The sequence below is a fragment of the Zhengella sp. genome (assembly GCF_041397485.1).
Lineage (GTDB): Bacteria > Pseudomonadota > Alphaproteobacteria > Rhizobiales > Rhizobiaceae > Zhengella.
In genome coordinates this window covers 712436-736518 of record NZ_JAWKWO010000001.1, presented here as the reverse complement: position 1 = coordinate 736518, position 24083 = coordinate 712436, and the positions used below count along the sequence as shown (strand labels likewise).

The window sequence follows — 24083 nt, the reverse complement described above, 5'->3', positions numbered from 1 at the left end:
GGTCAGGGCCATGACAACACGCCTTTATTCCCATCCGATCCACGCCGAACATCTCGTTCCGGCGGGCCATCCAGAACGCCCCGACCGCATGAAGGCCGTGGCGGAAGCGCTTTCCGGCGAGGATTTCGACGCTCTCGATCGTGTCGAATCGCCGATGGGCCGCGAGGAGGACATCCTGCTCGCCCACCCGGAGGATTATCTGCGCCGGGTCGAATATGCCATGCCGGAAGAAGGCATCGTGCGCATCGACGCCGACACGTCCGCCAGCCCGAAAAGCTGGGAAGCCGCGTTGACCGCCTTCGGCGGCGCCACCGCCGCCGTCGATGCCGTGATGAACGGTGAGGTCGACAATGCCTTCGTTGCAGCCCGTCCCCCTGGCCACCACGCCGAAAAGGACAAGGCCATGGGCTTCTGCCTTTTCAACAATGCTGCCATTGCCGCCCGCCACGCCCAGAAGGTGCATGGCGTCGAGCGGGTGGCCATCGTCGACTGGGACGTGCATCACGGCAACGGCACTCAGGACATCTTCTGGTCCGATCCAACGGTTCTCTATTGTTCTACCCATCAGATGCCGCTTTATCCCGGCACAGGCGCACGCGACGAGACCGGCGCGGGCAACATCGTCAACGCGCCGCTTTCGGCCGGTGCCCATGGCGCGGATTTCCGTGAGGCCTTCCAGAGCCGCGTCCTGCCGGCAATCGACGATTTCCGGCCCGACCTGATCATCATTTCCGCCGGGTTCGACGCCCATTGGCGCGATCCGCTGGCCGAGGTGGAACTGACCGAGGATGACTTCGACTGGGCCACCGGCAAGCTGATGGAGCGGGCCGGCCGCTATGCGCAGAACCGGCTGGTGAGCCTGCTGGAAGGCGGCTACGACCTGAAGGGCCTGGCCGATTCGACCGCCGTCCATGTCCGCCGCCTGATGAGGGGATGACCATGACCGAGACCGCGACCAATCCCGATATTCAGGCCATGAACTTCGAGGATGCGCTCGCCGAACTGGAGCGGATCGTGGGCAGCCTTGAGGGCGGTAACGTGCCGCTCGACCAGTCCATTGCCATTTACGAGCGCGGCGAGGCGCTGAAGAAGCACTGCGCGCAATTGCTCAAGGCCGCCGAGGACAAGGTGGAAAAGATTCGCCTGACGCGCGACGGGGAAGCAGCAGGCACGGAACCGCTCGATTCCGAGTGAACGAAATTCCTGCTGTTGTTTCCAGAGGGTGAACGGTCATTCCGGCGAAGCGGGACTCCGCCATTCGCGCGTCCGGCCTTATCTGTCGGTGAACGAAACCAGCAGGAGGCAAGGCCATGAGTTTCTTTCCGGGCAACGACCCCAACCCGCGCGATATCGCGGCCATTGACGCCATCGAGTTGATGGCGGTGCCCAATTCGAAGGATATCGGCGGTTTCGAGGTGCGCCGCGCGCTGCCCTCGGCGCGCCGGCGCATGGTCGGTCCCTTCATCTTCTTCGACCGCATGGGGCCGGCGGTGCTGCGCGACGGCGTGGCGATGGATGTCCGCCCGCACCCGCATATCGGCCTGTCGACGGTGACCTATCTGTTTGACGGCCAGATCCGCCACCGCGATTCGCTGGGCACGGAAATGGTCATCGTGCCGGGCGACGTGAACCTGATGACAGCCGGGCGCGGCATCGTGCACTCGGAGCGCACACCGGAGGAAATGCGCGCTTCGGCCATGGGCATGCATGGCCTGCAAACCTGGCTGGCCCTGCCGGAGCGGCTGGAGGAAACCGATCCGGCCTTCGCACATACCACCGCCGCCGATCTGCCGGAACTTGAAGGCGAGGGCGCCCATGCCCGCGTCGTCATGGGGTCGTTCTACGGCGCCACGTCGCCGGTCCGGCAGTACCATGACACGCTTTACGTTGACCTGCGGCTCGAAGCCGGCGCAGCGGTGACCATTCCCGCCGATGCCGAGGAGCGGGCGCTCTATACGCTGGAAGGCGAGATCACGGTGTCCGGCGACACCTTCCCGCCCGACCGGCTGCTGGTCCTGCGTCCGGGCGACGTCATCGACGTGCGCTCCGCGGGCGGCGCGCGCTTCATGCTCTTCGGCGGGGCCTCCATGGGGTCGCGGCGCTATATCTGGTGGAATTTCGTTTCCTCATCCAGGGAACGGATCGAGCAGGCAAAGGAAGAGTGGAAAACCGGCCGTTTCGACATCGTTCCCGGTGACGAGGAAGAGTTCATCCCACTGCCCGAAGCGTGACAGGGCGGCACCGGGCCGGCGCGGAAGTCCAGCCCGGTATCCTTGTTTCAGATCCTGTTCACCTTGCCCATTGACGCCAGATTCACCAATGAATTTCGTGGTTTGATTACTGTATCTGTTCCCTGAATATTAGCCCGGCTCGTCTATGTTCCTTGCCAAGGACAGGGAGCCAGCAATGAAAAAGACAATAATCGCACTCTTTGCCGTGCAATGCGCATGGCTTTCGGCGGCCCATGCCGCCCCCGCCTATGATCGCACGCTGGAGGAAGCGGCTAAGAAGATGGTCGCCCAGCGGATCGGCGAAGTCGCCTCGGTCCTGCGCGGCACGTTCGAGGCGGGGCGAAAGCCGGAATATTCGACGCCGCAGCCGCGTCCGCACCTCCATTCGGGTTCCTATACCCGCGAGACATGGTATGGCGGTCTGGAAGCGGTTCACGCGTCCCTTCCGGCAAGCCGTGTCGCGGTGGACAGGGTTGTGCTGACGGGATCGGTGATCCCGCAGAACTGACACCGAGCCTTGCAAAGACCGCGGCCATGCGCCAATCAGGGCGCATGAAGGCCGACATTTCCCCCGCCGCACGCATGCGCCTCGATCAGCTTCTGGCTGAGCGCGGCCTGTTTGCGTCCCGCTCGCGCGCCCGCGACGCCATCGCCCGCGGCACCGTGACGGTGGATGGGGCGGTGGCGGCCAAGCCGGGCCAGATGGTGGCGGCTGAAGCCGATATCGCCATATCCGATCCCGCCCGGGCCTATGTCTCGCGCGCGGCCTTGAAGCTGGCACCGGCCCTCGAACATTTCGCCATTCATGCGGCAGGGACCAATGCGCTGGATGTGGGCGCTTCCACAGGCGGTTTCACGCAAGTCCTTCTGGAGCGCGGTGCGGATCATGTCACGGCCATCGATGTCGGTCATGGCCAGCTTCATCCCGATATTGCCGCCGATCCGCGCGTGACCGCCATCGAGGGCCTGAACGCGCGCGACCTGACCGCCGCGCACCTTTGCCATGGCGCGCCGGACTTGATCGTCTGCGACGTGTCCTTCATCTCGCTGAAACTGGCCCTGCCGCCGGCGCTCGCCATCGCAGGAGCCGGTGCCCGTTGCCTGCTGCTCGTCAAGCCGCAATTCGAGGCCGGCCGCCATGCCATCGGCAAGGGCGGCCTTCTGAAGGACCCGGCACAAGGCCCCCTGATTGCGCAGGACATGCGCGAATGGCTGGATGGCCAGCCGGGCTGGCGCGCCATCGGCATCGCGCCATCCGCGATCGAGGGCTCTGACGGCAATCGCGAATTTCTTCTCGCCGGCATCAAGGACCGCGCATGACCATCAAGGTTACCATCGATCATCTCGGCGCCCAGGGCGACGGCATTGCGAATACGCAGCAGGGCCAGGTTTTCGTGCCGTTCACGCTGCCCGGCGAAACCGTCAACGCCCAGCCGGCCGGCAAGAAACATGAGGCGCTGGCCATCTTGCAGGCCTCGGCGGAGCGTGTCGAACCGCCCTGCCGGCATTTCACCGCCTGTGGCGGCTGCCAGTTCGAGCACTGGCAGGCCGAACCCTATCGCGCCTGGAAGCGCGGCCTTGTCGTCGATGCACTGAAGGCGCGCGGCATCGAGGCACCCGTCGGCGATCTCGTGGCCTGCGGTCCCGGCGAGCGCCGGCGCGTGCAACTGTCGGCCAAACATGGCGACGGCGGTGCCGTGCTCGGCTTTCACGGTCCTTATTCCTACAGCCTGTTTCAGGTGGAGGAATGCCCGGTCACCGATCCGCGAATCGTCTCCGCCCTGCCGCAATTGCGCCGGCTGGCCGCCGTCATAGCCGGTCTTTCTAAGCCGTTTCACATGATCGTCACAGTGACGGAGACCGGCCTCGACATCGCCATCCGCAAGTCCGGCAAGCTGCCGGAGGCCGAGCGCAAGCGTGCCGCCGAAATTGTCCTTGAAAACCGCTGGGCAAGACTGAGCGTCGATGGCGAGATCGTGCTGGAGCCGGTCAAGCCGCAGATCCGTTTCGGCAAGGCCACCGTGGTGCCGCCGCCCGGCGGTTTCCTCCAGGCGGTTCCGGCCATCGAGGCGGCCATGGCGGATGAGGTCGTGGCCCATCTGGGCAAGGCGAAGCAGGCTGCCGACCTGTTTGCCGGGGCAGGGGCCTTCGCGCTGTGCATGGCCGGGAACATGCAGGTTCACGCCGTGGAAGGCGAGGCACCGGCGCTGGCTGCGCTCGATGCCGGCTTCCGCTCGACGGCGGGCCTGAAAAAGGTGACGGTGGAACGGCGCGACCTGTTCCAGCGCCCGCTGCTGCCGCGCGAACTCCTCGCCTTTGACGCGCTGGTCTTCGATCCGCCGCGCGCCGGTGCAGAGGCGCAGGCCCGGCACCTGGCAAAGGCCGGCATCCGCAAGGTCGCCGCCGTGTCGTGCAATCCGGTCACGCTTGCCCGCGACCTGGAGATCCTGATCGCTGGCGGCTACCGGCTCACGTCTGTCACACCCTACGACCAGTTCCTCTTCACCGCCCATGTCGAGGCGGTGGCGCTGCTGGAAAAGCCTGTCAAGCGGCGCTGATCGCGGGTCAGTCCCGGCTGGCCAGCAACCGCTCCACCCATCGCGGCACGATGGTGCCGGCGGGCCCATGCTCGGCCTCTGCAAAATCCGAAAAGCCGAGCGAGGGTTCGAGATTGAGTTCCAGCGTGTGCGCGCCGGCCCGGCCCGCCTCCTGCACGAATTGCGCGGCCGGATAGACATTGCCGCTGGTGCCGATGGACACGAACAGGTCGCAGGCATTCAGCGCCGCGTAGATCCGCTCCATCCGGTAGGGCATTTCGCCGAACCAGACCACGTCCGGGCGCATGTAGCCCCTGGAGCCGCAATGGGCGCAGGCCGTCTCCACCGACAGGGTTTCCCCGGCGTCGCAGCGGATGTTGCAATTGGCGCAGAACGCACGTGTCAGCTCGCCATGCATGTGGATGAGCTTGCGCGAACCGGCCCGCTCGTGAAGGTTGTCGATATTCTGCGTCACCAGCAGGAAATCGCCGTGCCAGGCCTGCTCCAGCCGCGCCAATGCCTCATGCGCGGGATTCGGCTTCACGTTGGCGAGGCTGGCGCGCCGCTGGTTGTAGAAGTCGTGCACCATGGCCGGATTGCGGGCAAAGCCTTCCGGCGTGGCAACGTCGTTCAAATCGTATTTCGACCAGATGCCGTCCTTGTCGCGGAACGTGTCGACACCGCTTTCCGCCGAAATGCCGGCGCCGGTCAGGATGACGATGGAGGAGGGGGCCATGCGCGCGCCGGAAGCCTCAGATCGCCTCGACGGCCTTGGCCAGCATGGCGCGCACGGTGCCGGCCACCGCCGAAAGCCCCTCGTTCTCGACCGCCTGCATCGAGGCGACCGGATCGACGGCGCTCACTGTCACCGCGCCGTCGCCCGTGGCGCGCACGATGACGTTGCAGGGCAGCATTGCACCGATCTTCGGCTCCAGCTTGATCGCCTCGTTGGCCATGCCCGGATTGCACGCGCCAAGGATCAGGTAATCGGGCATGTCGACGTCGATCTTCTTCTTCATCGTCGCCTTGACGTCGATCTCCGTCAGGACACCGAAGCCGGCATCGGCCAGCGCCGCGCGCGTGGCCTCCACGACAGAGGCGAAATCCTTACCTGTGAACGTGCGGTCGATCGTGTAGGCCATGTTGAAACTCCTTTTCTTACAGATCACCACATGAACACATGGAGTGCAATCCCGGTTCCGCTGCTTGAAGGAGGCCGCGCGCGCGATTGTTTCACCGGCTCATATATTGTCCTTATTGGCAATCCGGCAGGGCCATGCCGTGTGATAATGTTCGGGCAGCAGAATGCCATGGCATCGGGAGGAGCCCATGGTTTCGAACAATGCGCATGTTCGTGAGATCGAACGCGTCATCGTGGGCGGACCGAGCCAGCGCGACGACGCTGTCGTGCGTTCGTGGCTGCGTTGCGTCAATGACTATAATCTCGATCCGGCTTCAGCCCAGGAAGCCTATATCGTTCCCCACGAGATTCTGCGCGAACACCGAGAGCAGGCCGAAGAACTGATTTCCATAGGCCGCTCCGGTCTGGAATCGCTGTTCCAGCAGGTCGCCGACCAGCATTACGTGCTGTTGCTGGCAGACGCCCGTGGCGTCACGGTCGATTTCATGGGAGACCTGACCTTTGACAACCAGTTGCGCAAGGCCGGCCTCTATCTCGGGTCCGAATGGTCGGAAAACCGCGCCGGCACCTGTGCCGTGGGATCGTGCATCGTATCCGGCGAGCCTGTCATCATCCACCAGGATGACCATTTCGATACCAGTCACATCGGCCTGACCTGCACGGCTGCGCCGATCTACGATACTTTGGGCGACCTGTCGGCCGTGCTCGACATCTCCCAGTTGCGCTCGCCCTCGGCCAAATCCAGCCAGTATCTGGCGCTTCATCTCGTGTCCGCTTCCGCCCGGCGCATCGAACTGGCCAATCTTCTGGCGCGAACCCGCCATGAATGGGTGCTTCGCCTGTCCCGCTCACCGGAATTCATCGACGTGGACCCGGAGGCGGCAATCACGGTGGATGGTTCCGGCATCATCACCGGCATGACCCATGGCAGCTTCAGCGCACTGGCCCGTGCCATGCGGTTTCCGCTGACCGGAACGCGGGCCTATATGGGCCAGCCGGTCTCGCGATTCTTCGAGATGGATGTCGATGACCTGCCGCGTTTCATGCGTGGCAAGCCAAAGGGTGAGCGCATGCTGCGCACCCCGCAGGGCCATGTGCTTTTTGCCAGCGCCATAGCCCCGGTCGGCCGCTACCGGGCACCCGAACCCGCGATGCCCACGCTTCCCCGGGCGTTGCGCGCGCTGGGCCAGGGGGATGCCCGCATGGCTGAGGTGCAGCGCCGCGCCGCCCGCCTCGCCGCCCGCGACATCCCCATCCTGATCGAGGGTGAAACCGGCTCCGGCAAGGAGCATCTCGCGCGCGCCATCCATGACAGCCGGGTGGATGGCGGCCGCTTCATCGCCGTCAATTGTGCCGCCATTCCCGAAAGCCTCATCGAATCGGAACTGTTCGGCCACGCGCCGCACGCGTTCACCGGCGCTTCCCCCCGTGGCAAACCCGGCCTGATCGAGGCGGCCGACGGCGGCACGCTGTTCCTCGACGAGATCGGCGACATGCCACTTGCCCTCCAGGCCCGGCTCCTGCGCGTGCTGGCCGAAGGCGAGGTGGTGCCCGTGGGCGCCGTGGCGCCGCGCAAGGTGCGCATCCGCCTTGTCTCTGCCACCCATCGCGATCTTGGCGCAATGGTGCGGGAAGGCAGCTTCCGTGCCGATCTCTTCTACCGCCTGAACGCCGCGACGCTGACGCTGCCGCCCTTGCGCGAGCGGGACGATTTCGACCGCCTGGTCGATACGCTGCTGGCCCGGGTGGCGGCCGAGCATGGCGATCGTGTTCGCCTTTCGCCCGCCGCCCGGCTCGCGCTTGCCGCCCATGACTGGCCCGGTAACATCCGCGAGCTCGCCAACACGTTGCAGGTGGCCGTGGCGCTTGCCGAGGACGGTGAGATCACGCCGGATACGCTGCCTGAGAACCTGTCGGCACTGGCCGGATCGCTGTCGCCGGCAACAGCCGATGCGGCTTCCCTGCGCCGTCGGCTCGATGCGCTTGGCGGCAACGTGACGGCCCTGGCCCGCCAGATGGGCGTCAACCGGTCCACTATCTATCGCCGGCTGCGGCGACCGGACTGACCGCACGGCCCTGCGACACCTGCAACAGGCTGCAACAGGTGTTGCGCAGGCCACTGTTGCACACGGCCCGCGGTGGCGGAATGTCTCGCGGAATTTCAAGGGCTTGGCGCAATGTCCGGGCTGGCACGGCACTTGCCCTGAGTGCTGCGGCGCGGCTTGGGAGGAACCGCCGCAGCCATGTGAAAAGCAAAGTGGGAGTGAGATAGACATGCTTGACAAGACACCGACGGCACGTGTGCAGGCTTTCCTCGACACGTTTGGCGCGGCGCTGGAGGAACGCCGCATCGAGGACGCCGTCACCATGTTCGCCGACGAATGCTACTGGCGCGACCTGGTGAGTTTCACCTGGAACATCAAGACGGTGGAGGGGCGCGACGAGGTCCGCGCCATGCTGGAAAGCCAGCTTGACCGGGTTGGCCCGTCAGACTGGCGTGTCGCCGACGGAGAAGAAGCCACGGAAGCGGACGGTGTGACGGAGGCATGGATTACCTTCGAGACGGAGGTGGCGCGCGGCTACGGCCTGATCCGGCTGAAGAACGGCCGGATCTGGACCCTGCTGACCACCATGGTGGAACTGAAGGGGCATGAGGAAAAGGCCGGCTTCACGCGCCCGCTCGGCGCCAAGCACGGCCATGGCGTCGGCACGAAGAGCTGGAAGGAGGAGCGCGACGAGGAGCTCGCCACGCTCGGCCACACCAAACAACCCTACGTCCTGATCATTGGCGGCGGGCAGGGCGGCATCGCGCTGGGTGCCCGCCTGCGCCAGCTCGGTGTGCCCGCCATCATCGTCGAGCGCAACGAGCGCGCCGGGGATTCATGGCGCAAGCGCTACAAGTCGCTCTGCCTGCACGATCCGGTCTGGTACGACCATCTGCCCTATATCAAGTTCCCGGAGAACTGGCCTGTTTTCGCCCCGAAGGACAAGATCGGCGACTGGCTGGAATTCTACACCCGCGTGATGGAGCTCAATTACTGGGCAAGCACGGAAGCCAAGCATGCCGAGTGGGACAGCCAGAACGGGGAATGGGTGGTTCATGTCCGCCGCGAAGGCAAGGATATCGTGCTGCGTCCCAAGCACCTGGTCTTTGCCACCGGCATGTCCGGCAAGCCGAACATCCCGGATATCGAGGGGGCGGAAACCTTCAGGGGCGAACAGCATCATTCCTCGCAGCATCCCGGCCCGGACGGCTACAGGGGAAAGAAGGTCGTCGTCATCGGGTCGAACAACTCCGCCCATGACATCTGCGCCGCGCTCTACGAGGCCGGCGTCGACGTCACCATGATCCAGCGTTCGTCGACCCATATCGTGCGGTCGGATTCGCTGATGAAGATCGGCCTGGGCGCCCTCTATTCGGAAGAGGCGGTGCGGGGTGGCATGACGACGGAAAAGGCCGACCTGATCTTCGCTTCACTGCCCTACAGGATCATGAACCAGTTCCAGAAACCGGTCTATGACGAGATCCGCGAGCATGACAGGGATTTCTACGAGGCGCTCGAAAAGGCCGGCTTCATGCTCGATTTCGGCGCCGACGATTCCGGCCTGTTCATGAAATACCTGCGCCGCGGCTCCGGCTACTACATCGATATCGGTGCCTCGCAACTCGTCATCGATGGCAAGATCAAGCTCGCCACGGGCCAGATCACCAGCATCACGCCGGATGGCATCGTCCTTGACGAAGAGCGCGAAATCGCCGCCGACGTGATCGTCTATGCCACCGGCTACCGTTCCATGAACGGATGGGTGGCGGACCTTGTCGACCAGGAGACGGCCGACCGCGTCGGCAAGGTCTGGGGGCTGGGCTCGGACACGCCAAAGGATCCCGGCCCCTGGGAGGGCGAACAGCGCAACATGTGGAAGCCCACCAACGTGGAAAATCTCTGGCTGCACGGCGGAAACCTGCACCAGTCGCGCCACTATTCGCAATTCCTCTCATTGCAGCTCAAGGCGCGCATGGAAGGCATCGCGACGCCGGTCTACGGGCTGCAGAAATCCTGGCACAAGGGCTGACAGGCCCGGAACGAAAGGAGCCGCCGGTCATCGTGCCGGCGGCTCGCGAAATCGAAATCGTCCGGCCGGCTCAGTGTTCGGTGCCGCCAACCGTCATCGCATCCATGCGCAGATGCGGCTGGCCCACGCCCACCGGCACGCCCTGTCCGGCCTTGCCGCACATGCCGATGCCGGTATCGAGCGCCGGATCGTTGCCGACCATGGAGATGCGCTTCATCGCCTCCGGGCCGTTGCCGATCAGCATGGCGCCCTTGACCGGATGGGTCACCTTGCCATTCTCGATCATGTAGGCTTCGGTGCAGCCGAACACGAACTTGCCCGACGTGATGTCGACCTGCCCGCCACCGAAGGAAACGGCGTAGAGCCCCCGGTCCACCGAAGCGATGATCTCCTCGGGCGTCCTGTCGCCGCCCGCCATGAACGTGTTGGTCATGCGCGGCATCGGCTGGTGGGCATAGCTCTCGCGGCGTCCGTTGCCTGTCGGCTTCATGCCCATCAGCCGCGCGTTCTGCCGGTCCTGCATGTATTCGACAAGAATGCCATCCTCGATCAGCACATTGCGGCCCGATGGCGTACCCTCGTCATCGATGGTCAGCGAACCGCGCCGCTCCGCGATCGTGCCGTCATCGATCACCGTCACGCCCCTCGCCGCCACCTGCTGGCCCATGAGGCCTGAAAAGGCGGATGTCTTCTTGCGGTTGAAATCGCCCTCGAGTCCGTGGCCGACGGCCTCGTGCAGCATGACGCCGGGCCAGCCATTGCCCAGCACCACGTCCAGCGTGCCCGCGGGCGCAGGGCGCGCCTCCAGGTTGACCAGCGCCTGGCGCAGGGCCTCGCTGGCCGCCGTCTGCCATGATTCCTCCGCCAGGAAATCGCCGAAGCCCTTGCGTCCGCCCATTCCGTGGCTGCCGCTTTCCTGCCGGTCGCCGTCGCCGACGACGACGGAAACATTGAGCCGCACCAGTGGCCGGATATCGCGCACCAGATGTCCGTCGGCGCGCAGGATTTCAACCTGCTGCCAGCTTGCCGCCAGCGAGGCCGTGACCTGACGGACACGCGGATCCCGCGCCCTCAGCCACGCGTCGATGGTTTCAAGCAGCCGCGCCTTTTCGCCGAAGGCGGGTGCCTCGATCGGGTTGAGATCGCCATAGAGTTTCACATTGGTGCCCGCAGGCGCCACATCGGCGGTGCCGGAATATCCCCTTGTCACCGCCGAAACCGCATCGGCAGCATGGGACAGGGCCTTGCCCGTCAGTTCCGAAGCATGCGCATAGCCTGTCGCTTCGCCGGCCACCGCGCGCAGGCCGAACCCCGTCTCGGTGTTGAAGTTGCCGGTCTTCAGCCGGCCGTTGTCGAAGACCAGCGCCTCGCCCTCGCGGTATTCGAGATAGAGTTCCCCGTCGTCGGCATGTGCGAGACTGTCGCACACCGCGCGTCTGACGGCGTTCTCGTCGATATCGAAACGGCTGATCAGGCTGTCGGTCATGAAGCGTCCTTTCCGGCGGGTCTGCAGCCCATATAGGAAAGGCGTCCGCCCCTGTCACGGGGCGCCTCAGGGCAGGGCGGCGAAACCTTCGGTGAATCCGGCCAGATCGACGGGAATCCCGATGCCTTCTTCAGGCGTCTGGAAAACGATGAACGTAGCCGATTCGCCGTCCTTCAGCGTCGTGATCAGCGGCTCTTCCAGGATGACCTCGGCATAGCAGCCGTCCTGGAAGCACTTGGCGAAATAGGCCTTGCCGATGTCCTTGCCATCCACATAGAGACCCAGCCCGTTGGGCAGCAGGACGCCCAGCGGCACCAGAACCCGCATGATCTCCGCCTTCTTGTCGGCTGTTCGCAGCACGATGACCGAAAGGCCGAGATCCGGGCGGTCCTCGGCCACCACGTTCTGGATAAGGGCGCATTGTTCCGTTGCCGCCCCCGGCGGCGTGTCGCAGATCATTTTCCAGGCGCCATGGGTGGAGCGGACGATTCCGGTTTGCTGGGCTTGCGCGGGCACGCCTGTGGCAAGCGCCATTGCAAGCGCCAACAGCATTGCGGCCGTCTTCGAGGACAAATGGAACAAGGCAAGGGCTCCGCTGCGAATCATGTTGGTCTACAATGCGACGGCGCGCGGCAATTGCAAACCCGCCTGTGGTCCGGCCGGCACCGCCCTTACTGCCCTTGACGCCGGAATTGGCCGGAAATGCGGCCATGGATATTCGACCTCGGACATAGGTCAAATGCCTTTGTTCTGCGACAAAATGCCAAAACCTGCCAAAACAAGGGCTTGTCGCGAGGTGCGACAAAATGCGCATGCCCTGGGCACCTGCCGCACGGGCTGCATTTCCTTGCGCGCGGAAGGGGAATATGATTTGACCTAGATCAAACCCGCCCGTATTTGCATGGGCCGCGCTTGAGCAAGAATGAACGGCCTTTCCGGCCGATGGGGAGACAGGAACGGTATGAAAAGGATTGCCGCCAGCTTTGCCGCCGCAACCGCCGCTTTGACCGCGACGGCTGCATTCGCAGACCAGCCAAGGCCCTGGCAGATGACCCTTCAGGATGCGGCCACGCCGATCATGCGGGAAGTCCGCTGGTTCGAGCAGTACACGCTGTGGTTCATCGTCCCGATCACGCTTCTCGTGCTGGTCTTGCTCATCTGGGTTTCGCTGAAATATCGCGCCAGTACGAATCCGAACCCGTCGCGCACCAGCCACAACACCCTCATCGAGGTGATCTGGACCGTCGGGCCGGTGGTCATCCTCCTTTTCATTGCCGTGCCGTCGTTCAGCCTCCTGACCGCCCAGTACACACCGCCGGAAGAGCCGGCGCTGACGGTCAAGGCGACCGGTTACCAGTGGTACTGGGGCTATGAATACCAGAACGATGATGGTGCGGTGACCTTCGATTCTGTCATGCTCAAGGAGGGTGACCGCGGCCAGTACGGCAAGGATGATGTGGCCGCCTATCCGCGCCTCCTCGCCGTGGACAACGACGTCGTCGTTCCGGTCAACACCACGGTCCGCCTGCTTGTCACGGCTGCCGACGTCATTCATTCCTTCGCCCTGCCGTCCTTCGGCGTGAAGGCGGATGCGGTTCCCGGCCGCGTCAACGAGACCTGGTTCAAGGCCGAGAAGGAAGGCATCTATTACGGCCAGTGTTCCGAGCTTTGCGGCAAGGATCACGCCTTCATGCCGATCGCCATTCGCGTGGTCAGCCAGGATCAGTACAATTCATGGATTGCAGCGGCGGCCGACGACCTGGCCGGCGCCAATCGCGCCCTGATGGCATCACTGTCCGGTGCTACCAGGCTCGCCGATGCCGGCGCGGCAAAGGCCGCCGAGTAAGTATTTTAAGGAACGGAGTGGGAGACATGGCTGAATCTGCAGCGCACGACGCCCATCACGACCACAAGCCGACAGGCTGGGTCCGGTGGGTCTATTCTACCAATCACAAGGATATCGGGACGCTCTATCTGATCTTCGCGATCATTGCCGGTATCGTTGGCGGGCTTCTGTCCGTCGGCATGCGCATCGAGCTGCAGGAACCGGGCATCCAGTTCTTCGACGGCCTCGCGTCGATGGTCTACGGCACCCCGGAAGCAGCCGCGCTCGACGCCGGCAAGCAGATGTACAATGTCTTCACGACGGCGCACGGCCTCATCATGATCTTCTTCATGGTCATGCCCGCGCTGATCGGCGGTTTCGCCAACTGGATGGTGCCGATCATGATCGGTGCGCCGGACATGGCATTCCCGCGCATGAACAACATTTCCTTCTGGCTCGTGCCGCCGGCCTTCATCCTGCTGGTCCTTTCCATGTTCGTCCCCGGCCCTGCCGGCGGCTATGGCGTGGGTGGCGGCTGGACGATCTATCCGCCGCTCTCGACATCCGGAACGCCCGGACCATCCGTTGACATGGCGATCCTCGCCCTGCACATCGCCGGCGCGTCCTCCATCCTGGGCGCCATCAACTTCATCACCACGATCTTCAACATGCGTGCGCCGGGCATGACGCTGCACAAGATGCCGCTCTTTGCCTGGTCGGTGCTGATCACGGCCTTCCTGCTGCTGCTCTCGCTGCCCGTGCTCGCCGGCGGCATCACCATGCTGCTGACGGACCGCAATTTCGGCACGGCCTTCTTCGCGCCGGAAGGTGGCGGTGATCCGATCCTGTTCCAGCACCTGTTCTGGTTCTTCGGTCACCCGGAAGTCTACATCCTGATCCTGCCGGCCTTCGGCATCATCAGCCACATCGTGTCGACCTTCTCGCGCAAGCCGGTGTTCGGCTATCTCGGCATGGCCTATGCCATGGTCGCCATCGGCGTTGTCGGCTTCATCGTGTGGGCGCACCACATGTACACGACCGGCATCTCGCTCGATGCGCAGCGCTACTTCGTGTTCGCCACCATGGTGATCGCGGTGCCGACAGGCGTGAAGATCTTCTCGTGGATCGCCACCATGTGGGGCGGGTCGATTTCCTTCCGCACGCCCATGCTCTGGGCCATCGGCTTCATCTTCCTGTTCACAGTCGGCGGCGTTACCGGCGTCCAGCTGGCCAATGCCGGTCTCGACCGGGTCGTGCACGACACCTACTACGTGGTGGCGCACTTCCACTACGTGCTGTCGCTCGGTGCCGTCTTCGCCATTTTCGCGGCCTGGTACTACTGGTTCCCGAAGATGACCGGCTACATGTACAATTCGACCGTGGCGCGCGCCCACTTCTGGGTCACCTTCATCGGGGTGAACCTGGTGTTCTTCCCGCAGCACTTCCTGGGTCTGGCGGGCATGCCGCGCCGCTACATCGACTATCCGGATGCTTTCGCGGGCTGGAATTTCGTCTCGTCAATCGGCTCCTACATCTCCGCATTCGCCGTGCTGATCTTCCTCTACGGCGTCTGGGAAGCCTTCTCGCGCAAGCGTGAGGCCGGTGCCAATCCGTGGGGCGAGGGTGCGACGACGCTGGAATGGCAGTTGCCGTCGCCGCCGCCGTTCCACCAGTGGGAACAGCTTCCGCGCGTCAAGTGAAGCATTTGACGTCCTTTTGAAGATCCGGCCTGTCGCCGCCATGTGCGGCGGCAGGCCCGAAAACAAGAAACACAACGGCGCAAGGCCGGCTTCGTCAGGCAGGTTGGGAAACGTATGGCACTTATCGAGGAAACAGCAGGCAGGGATGCCGACCGCATGTCGGAAGCCACGGCAGGCGATTTCATCGAATTGCTCAAACCGCGCGTGATGTCGCTCGTCGTGTTCACCGCAGTGGTCGGTCTCGTTGCCGCGCCGGGATCGGTCAATCCCTTCATCGCCGTTGTCGCCATCCTGTGCATTGCCGTCGGTGCCGGCGCGTCCGGCGCGCTGAACATGTGGTACGACGCCGACATCGATGCGATCATGAGCCGTACCGCCAGGCGGCCGGTCCCGTCAGGTCGGGTGCTGCCACGCGAGGCGCTGAGCTTCGGCCTGATTCTCTCATTCCTTTCCGTTCTCACCCTCGGCGTGCTGGTCAACTGGCTTTCTGCCGCAATCCTCGCCTTTACCATCTTCTTCTATGCTGTCGTCTACACGATGTGGCTGAAGCGCTCGACGCCGCAAAACATCGTCATTGGCGGTGCCGCCGGTGCCTTCCCGCCCATGCTTGGCTGGGCTGCCGCCACCGGTGAGGTCGGCATCGAGAGTGTTGTCCTTTTCGCGATCATCTTCCTCTGGACGCCGCCGCATTTCTGGGCGCTCGCCCTGTTCAAGTGCAAGGACTATGGCGCGGCCGGGATCCCGATGCTGCCCAACGTCTGCGGCGAGAAAACCACCCGGACGCAGATCCTTCTCTACAGTCTCGTCCTCGCGCCGGTTGGCGTGACGCCCTGGCTGCTCGGCTTTGCCAGCATGGGCTATGGCATTTTTGCCGCCGCGATGGGGGCCGTGTTCATCTGGTATGCCTGGGGTGTTTTTCGCATGGCCGATGGCGACGAACGCATGGTTCCGGCCAAGAAGCTGTTCGGCTTTTCCATCCTGTACCTTTTCGCGCTGTTCGCCGCCATCCTTGTGGATGTGATGGCCCGCGACACGCTCGGCGTCTGGGTCGGAGGCATGGCATGAGTGATGACCGTGTCGAACTGACGGAAAAGCAGAAGAAGGCGCGCCGTAGCCGCTCGCTCGCGATTGCTTTCGCCCTGGCTGCGCTCGTTGTCATTTTCTACGTGGTGACCTTCATCAAGGGCGCCGCCATTCTTGACAGGCCGATGTGAGGGAGGACATGGAACAGGACAGCAAGAGCAAGCGGGCGAATGCAAAGGTCGCCATGTTCGGGGCCGGTTTGGCATTGTCCATGGTCGGCGCGGCTTATGCCGCGGTTCCGCTATACCAGTTGTTCTGCCAGGTCACCGGCTACGGCGGCACGACGCAGCGGGTGGACTCCTATTCCGACCGGATTCTCGACCGTGACATCACCGTGCGCTTCGACGCCAATACCTCCGGTATTCCGTGGGAGTTCAGCCCGAAACAGCGTTCGGTGACTTTGAAGATCGGTGAAACGACCCAAATCAGCTATCTGGCGCACAACCGTACCGACCGCACCGTCACCGGCTCGGCCACGTTCAACGTTTCGCCCTCGCTTGCCGGCGCCTATTTCAACAAGGTGGAATGCTTCTGCTTTACCGAGACGACGCTGAAGCCGGGCGAATCGCTTGACATGCCGGTCGTGTTCTATGTCGACCCCGACATTGTCGAGCAGCCGGAACTCAAGGACATCAAGACCATCACGCTTTCCTACACCTTCTTCCCGGTCGATGATGAGGGGACTCCGGTGGCATCTGCCCCGGTGGACGACGCGACCAAAACCAACAGTATTGAAGAATAAGCAACCGCGGGGATCGACATGGCGGACCAACACGCAAAGCATCACGACTACCACATCATCGACCCGAGCCCGTGGCCGGCCCTGGCGTCGCTTGGCGCCTTCGTCACCGCGCTTGGCGCCATTGCCTGGATGCGTGCGCTCAACAATTCCGAGTTCTCGCTTTTGGGCCTGACCCTGTCGAACCTGAACTGGGGTCTCTTTGCCGTCGGAATGCTGATCATCCTCTACGTGATGTATGCGTGGTGGTCGGATACGATCAAGGAAGCGCATGAGGGCCATCACACCCGCGTCGTTTCGCTTCATTTGCGCTACGGAATGATCATGTTCATCGCCTCGGAGGTGATGTTCTTCGTCGCCTGGTTCTGGGCCTTCTTCGATGCCAGCCTTTATCCGAACGAAGTGCATCAGGTCCTGCGTGCCGAATATACCGGGGGCCAGTGGCCGCCCGCCGGCATCGAGGTTCTCGATCCGCTGCACCTGCCGCTCTACAACACCATCATCCTGCTGCTTTCCGGTACCACGGTGACCTGGGCACACCATGCCCTGCTGCACGATGACCGCAAGGGCCTTGTGTGGGGTCTGGTCATGACGGTTGCCCTGGGTATGCTGTTCTCCTTCGTCCAGGCCTACGAGTATTCGGTTGCCCCGTTCGCCTTCAAGAACTCCATTTATGGCGCGACCTTCTTCATGGCCACCGGCTTCCACGGTTTCCACGTGCTGGTCGGCACGATCTTCCTGCTGGTCTGTCTCATCCGGGCCATGCGCGGCGATTTCACGCCCAAGCAGCATTTCGGCTTCGAGGCCGCGGCCTGGTACTGGCATTTCGTGGACGTGGTCTGGCTCTTCCTCTTCTTCTGCATCTATGTGTGGGCTTCCTGGGGCGCGCCGATCGCGCATCACTGATCCGTGCAGGCGCGGCTTGCCGCGCTTCCACCTGTCGCATGGGTTTCAAGGGGCGGTCATGGCATTCATGGCCGCCCCCGTGTTTTTCAATTGTAGAGGAGTCGCCATGACTGAAGATCAGGCTCATTATCCGCCTGTCGAACCCATTCAGGCGGGCATCAAGGGGCGCTGCCCGCGTTGTGGCGAGGGAAAGCTGTTCGCGGGTTACCTGAAGGTCAAGGACCGCTGCGGCGTTTGCGGGCTGGATTATTCCTTTGCGGACGCGGGCGACGGGCCTGCCATTTTCGTCATGCTGATCGTCGGATTTGTCGTCGTCGGTCTGGCACTCTGGATGGAGGTCAACTACGCGCCGCCGATCTGGCTGCACATGGTTCTGTGGATACCGCTCACATTGGTCCTGTGCCTCACGGCGCTCAAGCTCATCAAGGGTGTCCTGATCACGTTGCAATATGCCAACAAGGCCGCCGAGGGAAAGATCGAGGAACGCCCGTGACACAGAACCTGCCGGACAGACGAGGCCGCTTTGCCCGGCGCGGTTTCTGGCTGCTCACGGCGCTGGTTCTGGCCGTGCTGGCAATCCTGATTGCGCTCGGCAACTGGCAGGTCCGCCGTCTCGCCTGGAAGGAAGGGTTGATCGACACCATTGCAGCGCGCATGGCATCGCCGCCTTTGCCGCTCGCCGATGTGGAGGCGCGTTTCGCCGACACGCGGGACGTGGATTACCTGCCGGCCATGGCGACAGGAACATTCGAGCATCGGCGCGAGCAGCATTTCTTCGCCACCCATCAAGGCGCATCGGGTTTCTATGTCTACACGCCGTTGCGCCTTGCCGACGGGCGCGCCCTGTTCGTCAATCGCGGCTTCGTGCCCTATGACCGCAAGGATGCAGGCACCCGCCAGGAGGGCCAGACCGCCGGTATGGTGACGGTTACGGGACTGGCGCGCGATCCGCTGGAAGGCAAGCCGGGTGGCGTCTATGAAAACGATGTCGCGCAGAACATCTTCTATTGGAAGGATCTCGAAGCGATGACCCGCAATGCGGGTCTCGATCCGGCTGCCGTTCTCCCCTTCTTCCTGGATGCCGACGAGACGCCCAATCCCGGCGGAATGCCCATTGGCGGTGTCACCATTGTCAATCTGCCAAACAGCCACCTGCAATACGCCATCACGTGGTATGGCCTTGCCGTTGCGCTGGCCGGCGTCTGGATCGTCTTTGTCCTGCGCCGCCGCCCTTGACAGGCATGGCGCGGACAGCCACTTGGAACTCATGCCCGCAACCGGTGAAGCCATGCCCGCCAAGAGCCCATTGACCCTGAGACTGTGCGAACCGCGCGGATTTTGTGCCGGGGTCGACCGCGCGATCCAGATCGTTGTTCTGGCGCTGAAGAAATACGGCGCGCCGGTCTATGTCCGTCATGAGATCGTGCATAACAAGTTCGTGGTGGAAGGCCTGCGGTCCCGGGGCGCGGTATTCATCGAGGAACTGGACGAGATTCCGCCTGACCATCGGGATGCGCCGGTGGTCTTCTCTGCCCATGGCGTGCCGAAATCTGTGCCCGCCCATGCCGAAGCGTTGAACCTGCTCTATCTGGATGCGACTTGCCCCCTGGTCTCCAAGGTTCACAAGCAGGCCATGCGCCACCAGCGGCTCGGCCGCCACGTGCTGCTGATCGGCCATGCCGGCCACCCGGAAGTCATCGGCACCATGGGCCAGTTGCCCGAGGGCGCGGTTTCCCTGATCGAGACAGTGGCCGATGCCCGGCAATTCTCGCCGCCAGAAGGCGCGGCGCTGGGCTATGTCACGCAGACCACGCTTTCGGTGGACGACACGGCCGGCATCGTCGCCGCACTCGAAGACACGTTTCCCGATATCCAGGCGCCGGCGGCCGAAAGCATCTGCTATGCCACGACCAACCGCCAGGAGGCGGTCAAGCAGGCCGCGCCGGGCTGCGATCTCTTTCTCGTGGTGGGCGCGCCGAACTCGTCCAATTCCCGCCGCCTCGTTGAAGTGGCCGAACGGGCAGGGGCTGCGCGCGCCATGCTCGTGCAGCGGGCCGCCGAAATTGACTGGTTGGTGCTTGGAGGGATTGGCACGGTGGGCATTTCCGCCGGCGCCTCCGCGCCAGAGATCATCGTGGACGAGATCATTGCCGCCTTTCGGGAGCGCTTCGATGTCACGCTGGACATCGCCTTGACCGTCAAGGAAACCGAGACTTTCCCTGTCATGCGCACGCTGCGCGACGTGGAACTGACCGCCGCCGACATGGCCTTTGTGAACGGGGACCGGTAATGGCCGTCTATACCGACATATCCGAGGACGAACTGTCCGCATTCCTTGGCGCCTATCCTGTTGGCGGCCTCCTGTCCTACAAGGGCATCGCGGAAGGCGTGGAAAACTCCAACTATCTCCTGCACACGACAGCCGGCCATTTCATCCTGACGCTCTACGAGAAGCGGGTGAACCCGGACGATCTGCCGTTTTTTGTCGGCCTGATGGAACACCTGGCCCAAGGCGGTGTGACGTGCCCGCAGCCGGTCAAGCGCGCCGATGGCGGCGCGATCGGCAGGCTTGCCGGCCGGCCCGCCGCGATCGTCACCTTTCTGGAAGGCATGTGGCCGCGCCGGCCCAATGCCGGCCATTGCCGCGCCGTGGGTGCCGCGCTGGCGCGCATGCATCTTGCGGGTCGGGACTTCGCGCTGACGCGGCACAACGCCCTGGGCGTGGATGGCTGGCGGCCGCTGTTCGACATGGCCGCCGCCCGCGCCGACGAGGTCGAGCCCGGCCTGCATGCCGAGATTTCCGGCGAACTGGACATCCTGGAAGCCACATGGCCGAAAGAACTGCCCGCCGGTGTCATTCATGCCGACCTGTTTCCAGACAATGTCTTCTTTCTTGGTGCCGAATTGTCGGGCCTGATCGACTTCTATTTCGCTTGCAACGACCTGCTGGCCTATGACGTGGCCGTCTGCCTGAACGCCTGGTGCTTCGAACGCGACTTTTCCTTCAACATCACGAAGGGGCAGGCGCTACTCGCCGGCTACCAGACAGTGCGGGCGCTCACACCGGCCGAGCGGGATGCCTTGCCATTGCTCGCCCGCGGCGCCGCCTTGCGCTTCCTGCTCACCCGGCTCTATGACTGGCTGAACACGCCCGAAGGCGCCGTGGTGACCAAGAAGGATCCCAGGGAATATCTCCGCCGGTTGCGTTTTCATGCGCAGGTGAGGGATGCGGCCGAATACGGGCTGGAACCGGCATGAAGCAGGTCGAGATTTTCACCGATGGCGCCTGTTCCGGCAATCCCGGTCCCGGCGGCTGGGGCGCGTTGCTGCGCTTCAACGGTCATGTCAGGGAACTCAATGGCGGCGAAGCCGAAACCACCAACAACCGCATGGAACTGCTGGCCGCCATCGAGGCGCTGGGAGCGCTGAAGGAACCCTGCAAGGTCGATCTCTACACCGATAGCGTCTATGTTCGCGACGGGATCAAGGGCTGGATTCACGGCTGGAAGAAGAACGGCTGGAAAACGGCTGCGAAGAAGCCGGTGAAAAACGCGGAACTGTGGCAGGCGCTCGATGCGGCGCGCGGCCGCCATGATGTGACCTGGCACTGGATCAAGGGGCATGCCGGCCATCCCGAAAACGAACGCGCCGATGAACTCGCGCGGGAAGGCATGGAGCCGTTCAAGCGAAAAAGGCCGGGCGCGAGGCGGGAGCGGAGCAATGGCGAAACGGCCTGACGACACGTTTGCCCGGTACGCGGCCTATGCGCTCCTCGGCGCGATCTTGGGTGGAGCCACGGTATGGTTCGTCGCCGATGATTTTTCGCTGGCCACGCTCGGCTCCGGCCTTGCCGGTGGCGCCATTGCCGGCCTGCTGGCCGGCTTGATTCGCGCCCGCGCCGGAATGGATCGGGATTAGGCAAGCAATCCCAGGAAAAGTGGACGCCGGTTTTCCGTCCGGGATTGCGCCGGAGAAGTGAAATCCCAGGAAAAGTGGACGCCGGTTTTCCGTCCGGGATTGCGCCGGAGAATTGAAATCCCAGGAAAAGTGGACGCCGGTTTTCCGTCCGGGATTGCGCCGTCAACGGCCCACACGTGAATGCGCGGGCCGTTGCCGGCGATATGGCCTGCCGGACGCTTCAGAGCTGGGCCAGGATTCCCTCGGCGCTGGAGGCTTCCGCCTTGCCGGGCGAATCCTCGATGTTGAGGGCGGTCACGGTGCCGTCCTTGACGATCATGGAGAAGCGCTTGCAACGTACACCAAGGCCGGCCGCGCCGAGATCGATGTCGAGTCCGGTCGCCCTGGCGAATGCTCCGCTGCCATCGGCCAGGTAAAGGATCTTGTCCTTGCCGCCCGTGGCCTCTTGCCAGGCCTTCATCACGAAGACGTCGTTCACTGCCACGACCGCTATCGTGTCGACGCCCTTGGCCTTGATCGCGTCGTGGTGTTCGATGAAACCGGGGAGGTGGTTCATCGAGCAGGTGGGCGTGAACGCGCCCGGAACGCCGAACAGCACGACGGTCTTGCCCGCAAAGACATCATCGGTGCTCAACTGGGCCGGACCATCGCCGGTGGACACGGTGAACTTGGCATCGGGCAGTTTTTCGCCGACCGAAATCGTCATGAAGGACCCTCCTTGCTGGAAAACAGCCACCGGGCTGGCGGCAATGCATGAGATGTAGGCCGCCCGGCTGGCCAGTAAAGACGCCGGTGAGATTATTGCGCCTCGAAACGTCCGCTGACCGCTCCCGCCGTGTCGACCAGCGTGTAGTCCACGACGGCGGTCCCGGCATCTTTCGGCGCCGAGAGCACGCCGGCGCGAAACACGACATTGCCATCGCTGGTGGTGATGCGCTCGGGAACATCCAGCATCAAGCCTTTGGAGGGTGCGAGAAACAGGTCGGCCTCGCCACCGTCCCCCTCGACGGAGGCATCAATGACCAGTGCGCCGTCGTCCAGGCGGGCATCGGTGACGGAGAAGCCGTCACGCGCGGGACGGGGCAGGGCTGCGAAAGCCTCGGCAACCGCCGGTTCGCTGACCGGCCGGGACGGATTCGTCTCCAACATGAAGGACATCTCGACGGGGATGCAGATATCCTCGCAAATACCCAGAAACGCGGTGCTTTTCAGCGTTACCGGAACGCCAGGATCAAGCGGACGGAACTCCAGCGCAATCGCCATGGACGATCCGTAGCCCGCCCAGGTCGACCATTCGTCGCTAAACCGGCGCGGCGCGGGGAAATGCAGGGTCACATCTGCCGCGTTGGCACTGCCATCGAGCGAGAGCCGCGGCGGCACACCGGCATCGCCCGGCTCCCGCCAATAGGTCTTCCACCCCGGTTCCAGCATGATTTCGAGCGCGCCGCGCAGCATGCCGCCGGCATCGGGGCGGTCCTCGACCACGAGGCGAAGCTGCGCGCCCTCGGTCTCCTGCCAGCCGGTCGAAGCCGCCTGCGCCGGGCCGGCACCTGGCATTGTGGCGCAAAGAAGAATGGCCATGGCAAGTGTGGAACGGATCATGTCTGCGTCGCTCTTGCTTTTCGTTTCAGGAACTTGATGCCCGCCTGCGCGGTTCCACGCAAGAGCCGCGCGATGACGTTTCGATGAGCGTGCCGTGAGCCTGGCGCGGGGCCGGCATGAAAATGCGTCGGCCTTTGAGGGCAGGGGGCTTTTCAGAGCAGCCATTTTGGCGCTACGATTTTGGCGAATGGAGACGAGAGATGAGCGGAAACTGGCTTGACGGACAATTCCTGATCGCCATGCCGAACATGGCAGACACGCGGTTCGAGAAAACGGTGATCTACATGTGCGCCCATTCGGCCGATGGCGCCATGGGTCTGGTGATCAACAAGCGCCAGGACATGGTCTTTCCCGATCTTCTGGTCCAGCTTGGCATCATCGGCGAGGCGGAAACGATCCGCATGCCGCAAGCGGCCCGCGAGATGATCGTGCGCGATGGCGGGCCGGTGGAGCGAAGCCGCGGCTTCGTGCTGCATACCGGTGACTATGCCGCTGATTCGTCCATGGAGATTGGCATCGGCCTTTGCCTGACAGCCACTGTCGATGTGTTGCGGGCCATTTCCCGCGGCTATGGCCCCGAGCAGGCGATCATGGCGCTTGGCTATGCCGGATGGGCACCGGGACAACTGGAGCAGGAAATCAGCACCAACGGCTGGCTGACCTGCCCGGCGTCGCCGAATCTCGTGTTCGAATCGGACATCGACAAGCTCTATGACCTGGCCCTCGACAGCCTCGGCATCGATCCGGCCTTCCTGAGCATGGATGCCGGGCACGCCTAGGACATTTCCGAACGGGACGGCAGGTTTCCGGTCTGGCTGCAAGTGCCCGGGAAGCCAGCCTT

Annotated in this window: 27 protein-coding genes; 21 read left to right on the top strand and 6 right to left on the bottom strand. The window is 63.7% G+C overall.

Annotated elements, in window-relative coordinates; genetic code table 11:
- The first annotated feature begins 10 nt into the window (after positions 1 to 10).
- The 6 genes from R3D65_RS03410 to R3D65_RS03385 all read left to right on the top strand — a co-directional run bounded on the left by R3D65_RS03410 (position 11) and on the right by R3D65_RS03385 (position 4789).
- A complete protein-coding gene (locus R3D65_RS03410; RefSeq protein WP_371273826.1) occupies positions 11 to 937 on the top strand; it encodes a histone deacetylase family protein in 927 nt (308 codons plus the stop codon).
- A gap of 2 nt (positions 938 to 939) precedes the next feature.
- Positions 940 to 1194, top strand: coding sequence for an exodeoxyribonuclease VII small subunit (locus R3D65_RS03405; RefSeq protein WP_371273825.1), 255 nt, complete (start codon positions 940 to 942; stop codon positions 1192 to 1194).
- Positions 1195 to 1310: 116 nt separating this feature from the next.
- Positions 1311 to 2231, top strand: coding sequence for a pirin family protein (locus tag R3D65_RS03400; RefSeq protein WP_371273824.1), 921 nt, complete (start codon positions 1311 to 1313; stop codon positions 2229 to 2231).
- Between the two features lie 175 nt (positions 2232 to 2406).
- The gene (locus R3D65_RS03395) at positions 2407 to 2739 is read left to right on the top strand and encodes a hypothetical protein (RefSeq protein WP_371273823.1); all 333 of its coding nucleotides are present in this window, start codon (positions 2407 to 2409) and stop codon (positions 2737 to 2739) included.
- A gap of 44 nt (positions 2740 to 2783) precedes the next feature.
- Positions 2784 to 3551: a TlyA family RNA methyltransferase gene (locus tag R3D65_RS03390; protein ID WP_371274350.1), complete on the top strand. Its 768-nt coding sequence runs from the start codon at positions 2784 to 2786 to the stop codon at positions 3549 to 3551.
- Entirely contained in the window at positions 3548 to 4789 is a 1242-nt protein-coding gene (locus tag R3D65_RS03385; protein WP_371273822.1) for a class I SAM-dependent RNA methyltransferase, read from the top strand. The genes R3D65_RS03390 and R3D65_RS03385 overlap by 4 nt, the downstream gene beginning before the upstream one ends.
- A 7-nt stretch (positions 4790 to 4796) precedes the next feature.
- Here the strand turns inward: R3D65_RS03385 and R3D65_RS03380 are convergent, their stop codons facing one another.
- The gene (locus R3D65_RS03380) at positions 4797 to 5504 is read right to left on the bottom strand and encodes an NAD-dependent deacylase (protein ID WP_371273821.1); all 708 of its coding nucleotides are present in this window, start codon (positions 5502 to 5504) and stop codon (positions 4797 to 4799) included.
- 16 nt (positions 5505 to 5520) lie between these two features.
- Positions 5521 to 5910, bottom strand: a complete 390-nt coding sequence (locus R3D65_RS03375) for a DUF302 domain-containing protein (RefSeq protein WP_371273820.1) — start codon at positions 5908 to 5910, stop codon at positions 5521 to 5523.
- Between the two features lie 187 nt (positions 5911 to 6097).
- Here R3D65_RS03375 and R3D65_RS03370 point away from each other — a divergent pair, with 187 nt between their 5' ends.
- Together R3D65_RS03370 and R3D65_RS03365 are read left to right on the top strand one after the other, a co-directional pair.
- Positions 6098 to 7975, top strand: a complete 1878-nt coding sequence (locus R3D65_RS03370) for a sigma-54-dependent Fis family transcriptional regulator (RefSeq protein ID WP_371273819.1) — start codon at positions 6098 to 6100, stop codon at positions 7973 to 7975.
- 208 nt (positions 7976 to 8183) lie between these two features.
- Positions 8184 to 9983 carry an NAD(P)/FAD-dependent oxidoreductase gene (locus R3D65_RS03365; protein ID WP_371273818.1) on the top strand — a complete coding sequence of 600 codons (1800 nt, stop codon included), beginning with the start codon at positions 8184 to 8186 and terminating at the stop codon, positions 9981 to 9983.
- A 70-nt stretch (positions 9984 to 10053) separates the two neighbouring features.
- Here the strand turns inward: R3D65_RS03365 and tldD are convergent, their stop codons facing one another.
- Together tldD and R3D65_RS03355 are read right to left on the bottom strand one after the other, a co-directional pair.
- On the bottom strand, positions 10054 to 11469 hold the full coding sequence (gene tldD / locus R3D65_RS03360; protein WP_371273817.1) for a metalloprotease TldD: 1416 nt from the start codon (positions 11467 to 11469) through the stop codon (positions 10054 to 10056).
- A 66-nt stretch (positions 11470 to 11535) separates the two neighbouring features.
- On the bottom strand, positions 11536 to 12021 hold the full coding sequence (locus tag R3D65_RS03355; protein WP_371273816.1) for an invasion associated locus B family protein: 486 nt from the start codon (positions 12019 to 12021) through the stop codon (positions 11536 to 11538).
- Between the two features lie 409 nt (positions 12022 to 12430).
- On the opposite strand from R3D65_RS03355, the gene coxB reads away from it, so the two are divergent.
- From coxB to R3D65_RS03295, 12 genes are all read left to right on the top strand, one after another.
- Positions 12431 to 13315 (top strand): cytochrome c oxidase subunit II, encoded by an 885-nt coding sequence (coxB, locus tag R3D65_RS03350; RefSeq protein WP_371273815.1) that lies wholly within the window; start codon positions 12431 to 12433, stop codon positions 13313 to 13315.
- 26 nt (positions 13316 to 13341) lie between these two features.
- A complete protein-coding gene (gene ctaD / locus R3D65_RS03345) occupies positions 13342 to 14994 on the top strand; it encodes a cytochrome c oxidase subunit I (protein ID WP_371273814.1) in 1653 nt (550 codons plus the stop codon).
- 114 nt (positions 14995 to 15108) lie between these two features.
- Positions 15109 to 16059, top strand: a complete 951-nt coding sequence (locus R3D65_RS03340; protein ID WP_371273813.1) for a heme o synthase — start codon at positions 15109 to 15111, stop codon at positions 16057 to 16059.
- On the top strand, positions 16056 to 16208 hold the full coding sequence (locus R3D65_RS03335) for a hypothetical protein (RefSeq protein ID WP_371273812.1): 153 nt from the start codon (positions 16056 to 16058) through the stop codon (positions 16206 to 16208). The genes R3D65_RS03340 and R3D65_RS03335 overlap by 4 nt, the downstream gene beginning before the upstream one ends.
- Before the next feature lie 8 nt (positions 16209 to 16216).
- Positions 16217 to 16819 carry a cytochrome c oxidase assembly protein gene (locus R3D65_RS03330; protein ID WP_371273811.1) on the top strand — a complete coding sequence of 201 codons (603 nt, stop codon included), beginning with the start codon at positions 16217 to 16219 and terminating at the stop codon, positions 16817 to 16819.
- Between the two features lie 18 nt (positions 16820 to 16837).
- The gene (locus R3D65_RS03325) at positions 16838 to 17722 is read left to right on the top strand and encodes a cytochrome c oxidase subunit 3 (RefSeq protein WP_371273810.1); all 885 of its coding nucleotides are present in this window, start codon (positions 16838 to 16840) and stop codon (positions 17720 to 17722) included.
- A gap of 106 nt (positions 17723 to 17828) precedes the next feature.
- Entirely contained in the window at positions 17829 to 18215 is a 387-nt protein-coding gene (locus R3D65_RS03320; RefSeq protein ID WP_371273809.1) for a DUF983 domain-containing protein, read from the top strand.
- Entirely contained in the window at positions 18212 to 18958 is a 747-nt protein-coding gene (locus tag R3D65_RS03315) for an SURF1 family protein (protein ID WP_371273808.1), read from the top strand. The genes R3D65_RS03320 and R3D65_RS03315 overlap by 4 nt, the downstream gene beginning before the upstream one ends.
- Positions 18959 to 19010: 52 nt before the next feature.
- Positions 19011 to 20012, top strand: a complete 1002-nt coding sequence (ispH, locus tag R3D65_RS03310; protein WP_371274349.1) for a 4-hydroxy-3-methylbut-2-enyl diphosphate reductase — start codon at positions 19011 to 19013, stop codon at positions 20010 to 20012.
- Positions 20012 to 20980: a homoserine kinase gene (locus R3D65_RS03305; protein ID WP_371273807.1), complete on the top strand. Its 969-nt coding sequence runs from the start codon at positions 20012 to 20014 to the stop codon at positions 20978 to 20980. The genes ispH and R3D65_RS03305 overlap by 1 nt, the downstream gene beginning before the upstream one ends.
- Complete coding sequence (rnhA, locus tag R3D65_RS03300; RefSeq protein WP_371273806.1) at positions 20977 to 21459, top strand: ribonuclease HI; 483 nt, start codon at positions 20977 to 20979, stop codon at positions 21457 to 21459. Before R3D65_RS03305 ends, rnhA begins: the two co-directional genes overlap by 4 nt.
- The gene (locus R3D65_RS03295) at positions 21443 to 21640 is read left to right on the top strand and encodes a hypothetical protein (RefSeq protein ID WP_371273805.1); all 198 of its coding nucleotides are present in this window, start codon (positions 21443 to 21445) and stop codon (positions 21638 to 21640) included. Before rnhA ends, R3D65_RS03295 begins: the two co-directional genes overlap by 17 nt.
- A 220-nt stretch (positions 21641 to 21860) precedes the next feature.
- Here the strand turns inward: R3D65_RS03295 and R3D65_RS03290 are convergent, their stop codons facing one another.
- Both R3D65_RS03290 and R3D65_RS03285 read right to left on the bottom strand, forming a co-directional pair.
- Positions 21861 to 22346, bottom strand: coding sequence for a peroxiredoxin (locus R3D65_RS03290; protein WP_371273804.1), 486 nt, complete (start codon positions 22344 to 22346; stop codon positions 21861 to 21863).
- 92 nt (positions 22347 to 22438) lie between these two features.
- Positions 22439 to 23242, bottom strand: coding sequence for a protein-disulfide reductase DsbD domain-containing protein (locus tag R3D65_RS03285; RefSeq protein ID WP_371273803.1), 804 nt, complete (start codon positions 23240 to 23242; stop codon positions 22439 to 22441).
- A 200-nt stretch (positions 23243 to 23442) separates the two neighbouring features.
- Between R3D65_RS03285 and R3D65_RS03280 the strand changes: the two genes are divergently transcribed.
- Complete coding sequence (locus R3D65_RS03280) at positions 23443 to 24021, top strand: YqgE/AlgH family protein (RefSeq protein WP_371273802.1); 579 nt, start codon at positions 23443 to 23445, stop codon at positions 24019 to 24021.
- Positions 24022 to 24083 lie beyond the last annotated feature (62 nt).

Bases quoted from the DNA above. Each gene is read 5' to 3' on its own strand.
- R3D65_RS03375 (WP_371273820.1), bottom strand. From the start codon at position 5,910: ATGGCCTACACGATCGACCGCACGTTCACAGGTAAGGATTTCGCCTCT.
- R3D65_RS03400 (WP_371273824.1), top strand. From the start codon at position 1,311: ATGAGTTTCTTTCCGGGCAACGACCCCAACCCGCGCGATATCGCGGCC.
- R3D65_RS03285 (WP_371273803.1), bottom strand. From the start codon at position 23,242: ATGATCCGTTCCACACTTGCCATGGCCATTCTTCTTTGCGCCACAATG.
- tldD (WP_371273817.1), bottom strand. From the start codon at position 11,469: ATGACCGACAGCCTGATCAGCCGTTTCGATATCGACGAGAACGCCGTC.
- R3D65_RS03370 (WP_371273819.1), top strand. From the start codon at position 6,098: ATGGTTTCGAACAATGCGCATGTTCGTGAGATCGAACGCGTCATCGTG.
- R3D65_RS03325 (WP_371273810.1), top strand. From the start codon at position 16,838: ATGGCGGACCAACACGCAAAGCATCACGACTACCACATCATCGACCCG.
- R3D65_RS03330 (WP_371273811.1), top strand. From the start codon at position 16,217: ATGGAACAGGACAGCAAGAGCAAGCGGGCGAATGCAAAGGTCGCCATG.
- R3D65_RS03380 (WP_371273821.1), bottom strand. From the start codon at position 5,504: ATGGCCCCCTCCTCCATCGTCATCCTGACCGGCGCCGGCATTTCGGCG.
- R3D65_RS03340 (WP_371273813.1), top strand. From the start codon at position 15,109: ATGGCACTTATCGAGGAAACAGCAGGCAGGGATGCCGACCGCATGTCG.
- R3D65_RS03295 (WP_371273805.1), top strand. From the start codon at position 21,443: ATGGCGAAACGGCCTGACGACACGTTTGCCCGGTACGCGGCCTATGCG.
- coxB (WP_371273815.1), top strand. From the start codon at position 12,431: ATGAAAAGGATTGCCGCCAGCTTTGCCGCCGCAACCGCCGCTTTGACC.
- R3D65_RS03280 (WP_371273802.1), top strand. From the start codon at position 23,443: ATGAGCGGAAACTGGCTTGACGGACAATTCCTGATCGCCATGCCGAAC.
- ispH (WP_371274349.1), top strand. From the start codon at position 19,011: ATGCCCGCCAAGAGCCCATTGACCCTGAGACTGTGCGAACCGCGCGGA.
- R3D65_RS03395 (WP_371273823.1), top strand. From the start codon at position 2,407: ATGAAAAAGACAATAATCGCACTCTTTGCCGTGCAATGCGCATGGCTT.
- R3D65_RS03290 (WP_371273804.1), bottom strand. From the start codon at position 22,346: ATGACGATTTCGGTCGGCGAAAAACTGCCCGATGCCAAGTTCACCGTG.
- R3D65_RS03355 (WP_371273816.1), bottom strand. From the start codon at position 12,021: ATGCTGTTGGCGCTTGCAATGGCGCTTGCCACAGGCGTGCCCGCGCAA.
- R3D65_RS03320 (WP_371273809.1), top strand. From the start codon at position 17,829: ATGACTGAAGATCAGGCTCATTATCCGCCTGTCGAACCCATTCAGGCG.
- R3D65_RS03335 (WP_371273812.1), top strand. From the start codon at position 16,056: ATGAGTGATGACCGTGTCGAACTGACGGAAAAGCAGAAGAAGGCGCGC.
- R3D65_RS03305 (WP_371273807.1), top strand. From the start codon at position 20,012: ATGGCCGTCTATACCGACATATCCGAGGACGAACTGTCCGCATTCCTT.
- R3D65_RS03365 (WP_371273818.1), top strand. From the start codon at position 8,184: ATGCTTGACAAGACACCGACGGCACGTGTGCAGGCTTTCCTCGACACG.
- rnhA (WP_371273806.1), top strand. From the start codon at position 20,977: ATGAAGCAGGTCGAGATTTTCACCGATGGCGCCTGTTCCGGCAATCCC.
- R3D65_RS03385 (WP_371273822.1), top strand. From the start codon at position 3,548: ATGACCATCAAGGTTACCATCGATCATCTCGGCGCCCAGGGCGACGGC.
- R3D65_RS03405 (WP_371273825.1), top strand. From the start codon at position 940: ATGACCGAGACCGCGACCAATCCCGATATTCAGGCCATGAACTTCGAG.
- R3D65_RS03410 (WP_371273826.1), top strand. From the start codon at position 11: ATGACAACACGCCTTTATTCCCATCCGATCCACGCCGAACATCTCGTT.
- ctaD (WP_371273814.1), top strand. From the start codon at position 13,342: ATGGCTGAATCTGCAGCGCACGACGCCCATCACGACCACAAGCCGACA.
- R3D65_RS03390 (WP_371274350.1), top strand. From the start codon at position 2,784: ATGAAGGCCGACATTTCCCCCGCCGCACGCATGCGCCTCGATCAGCTT.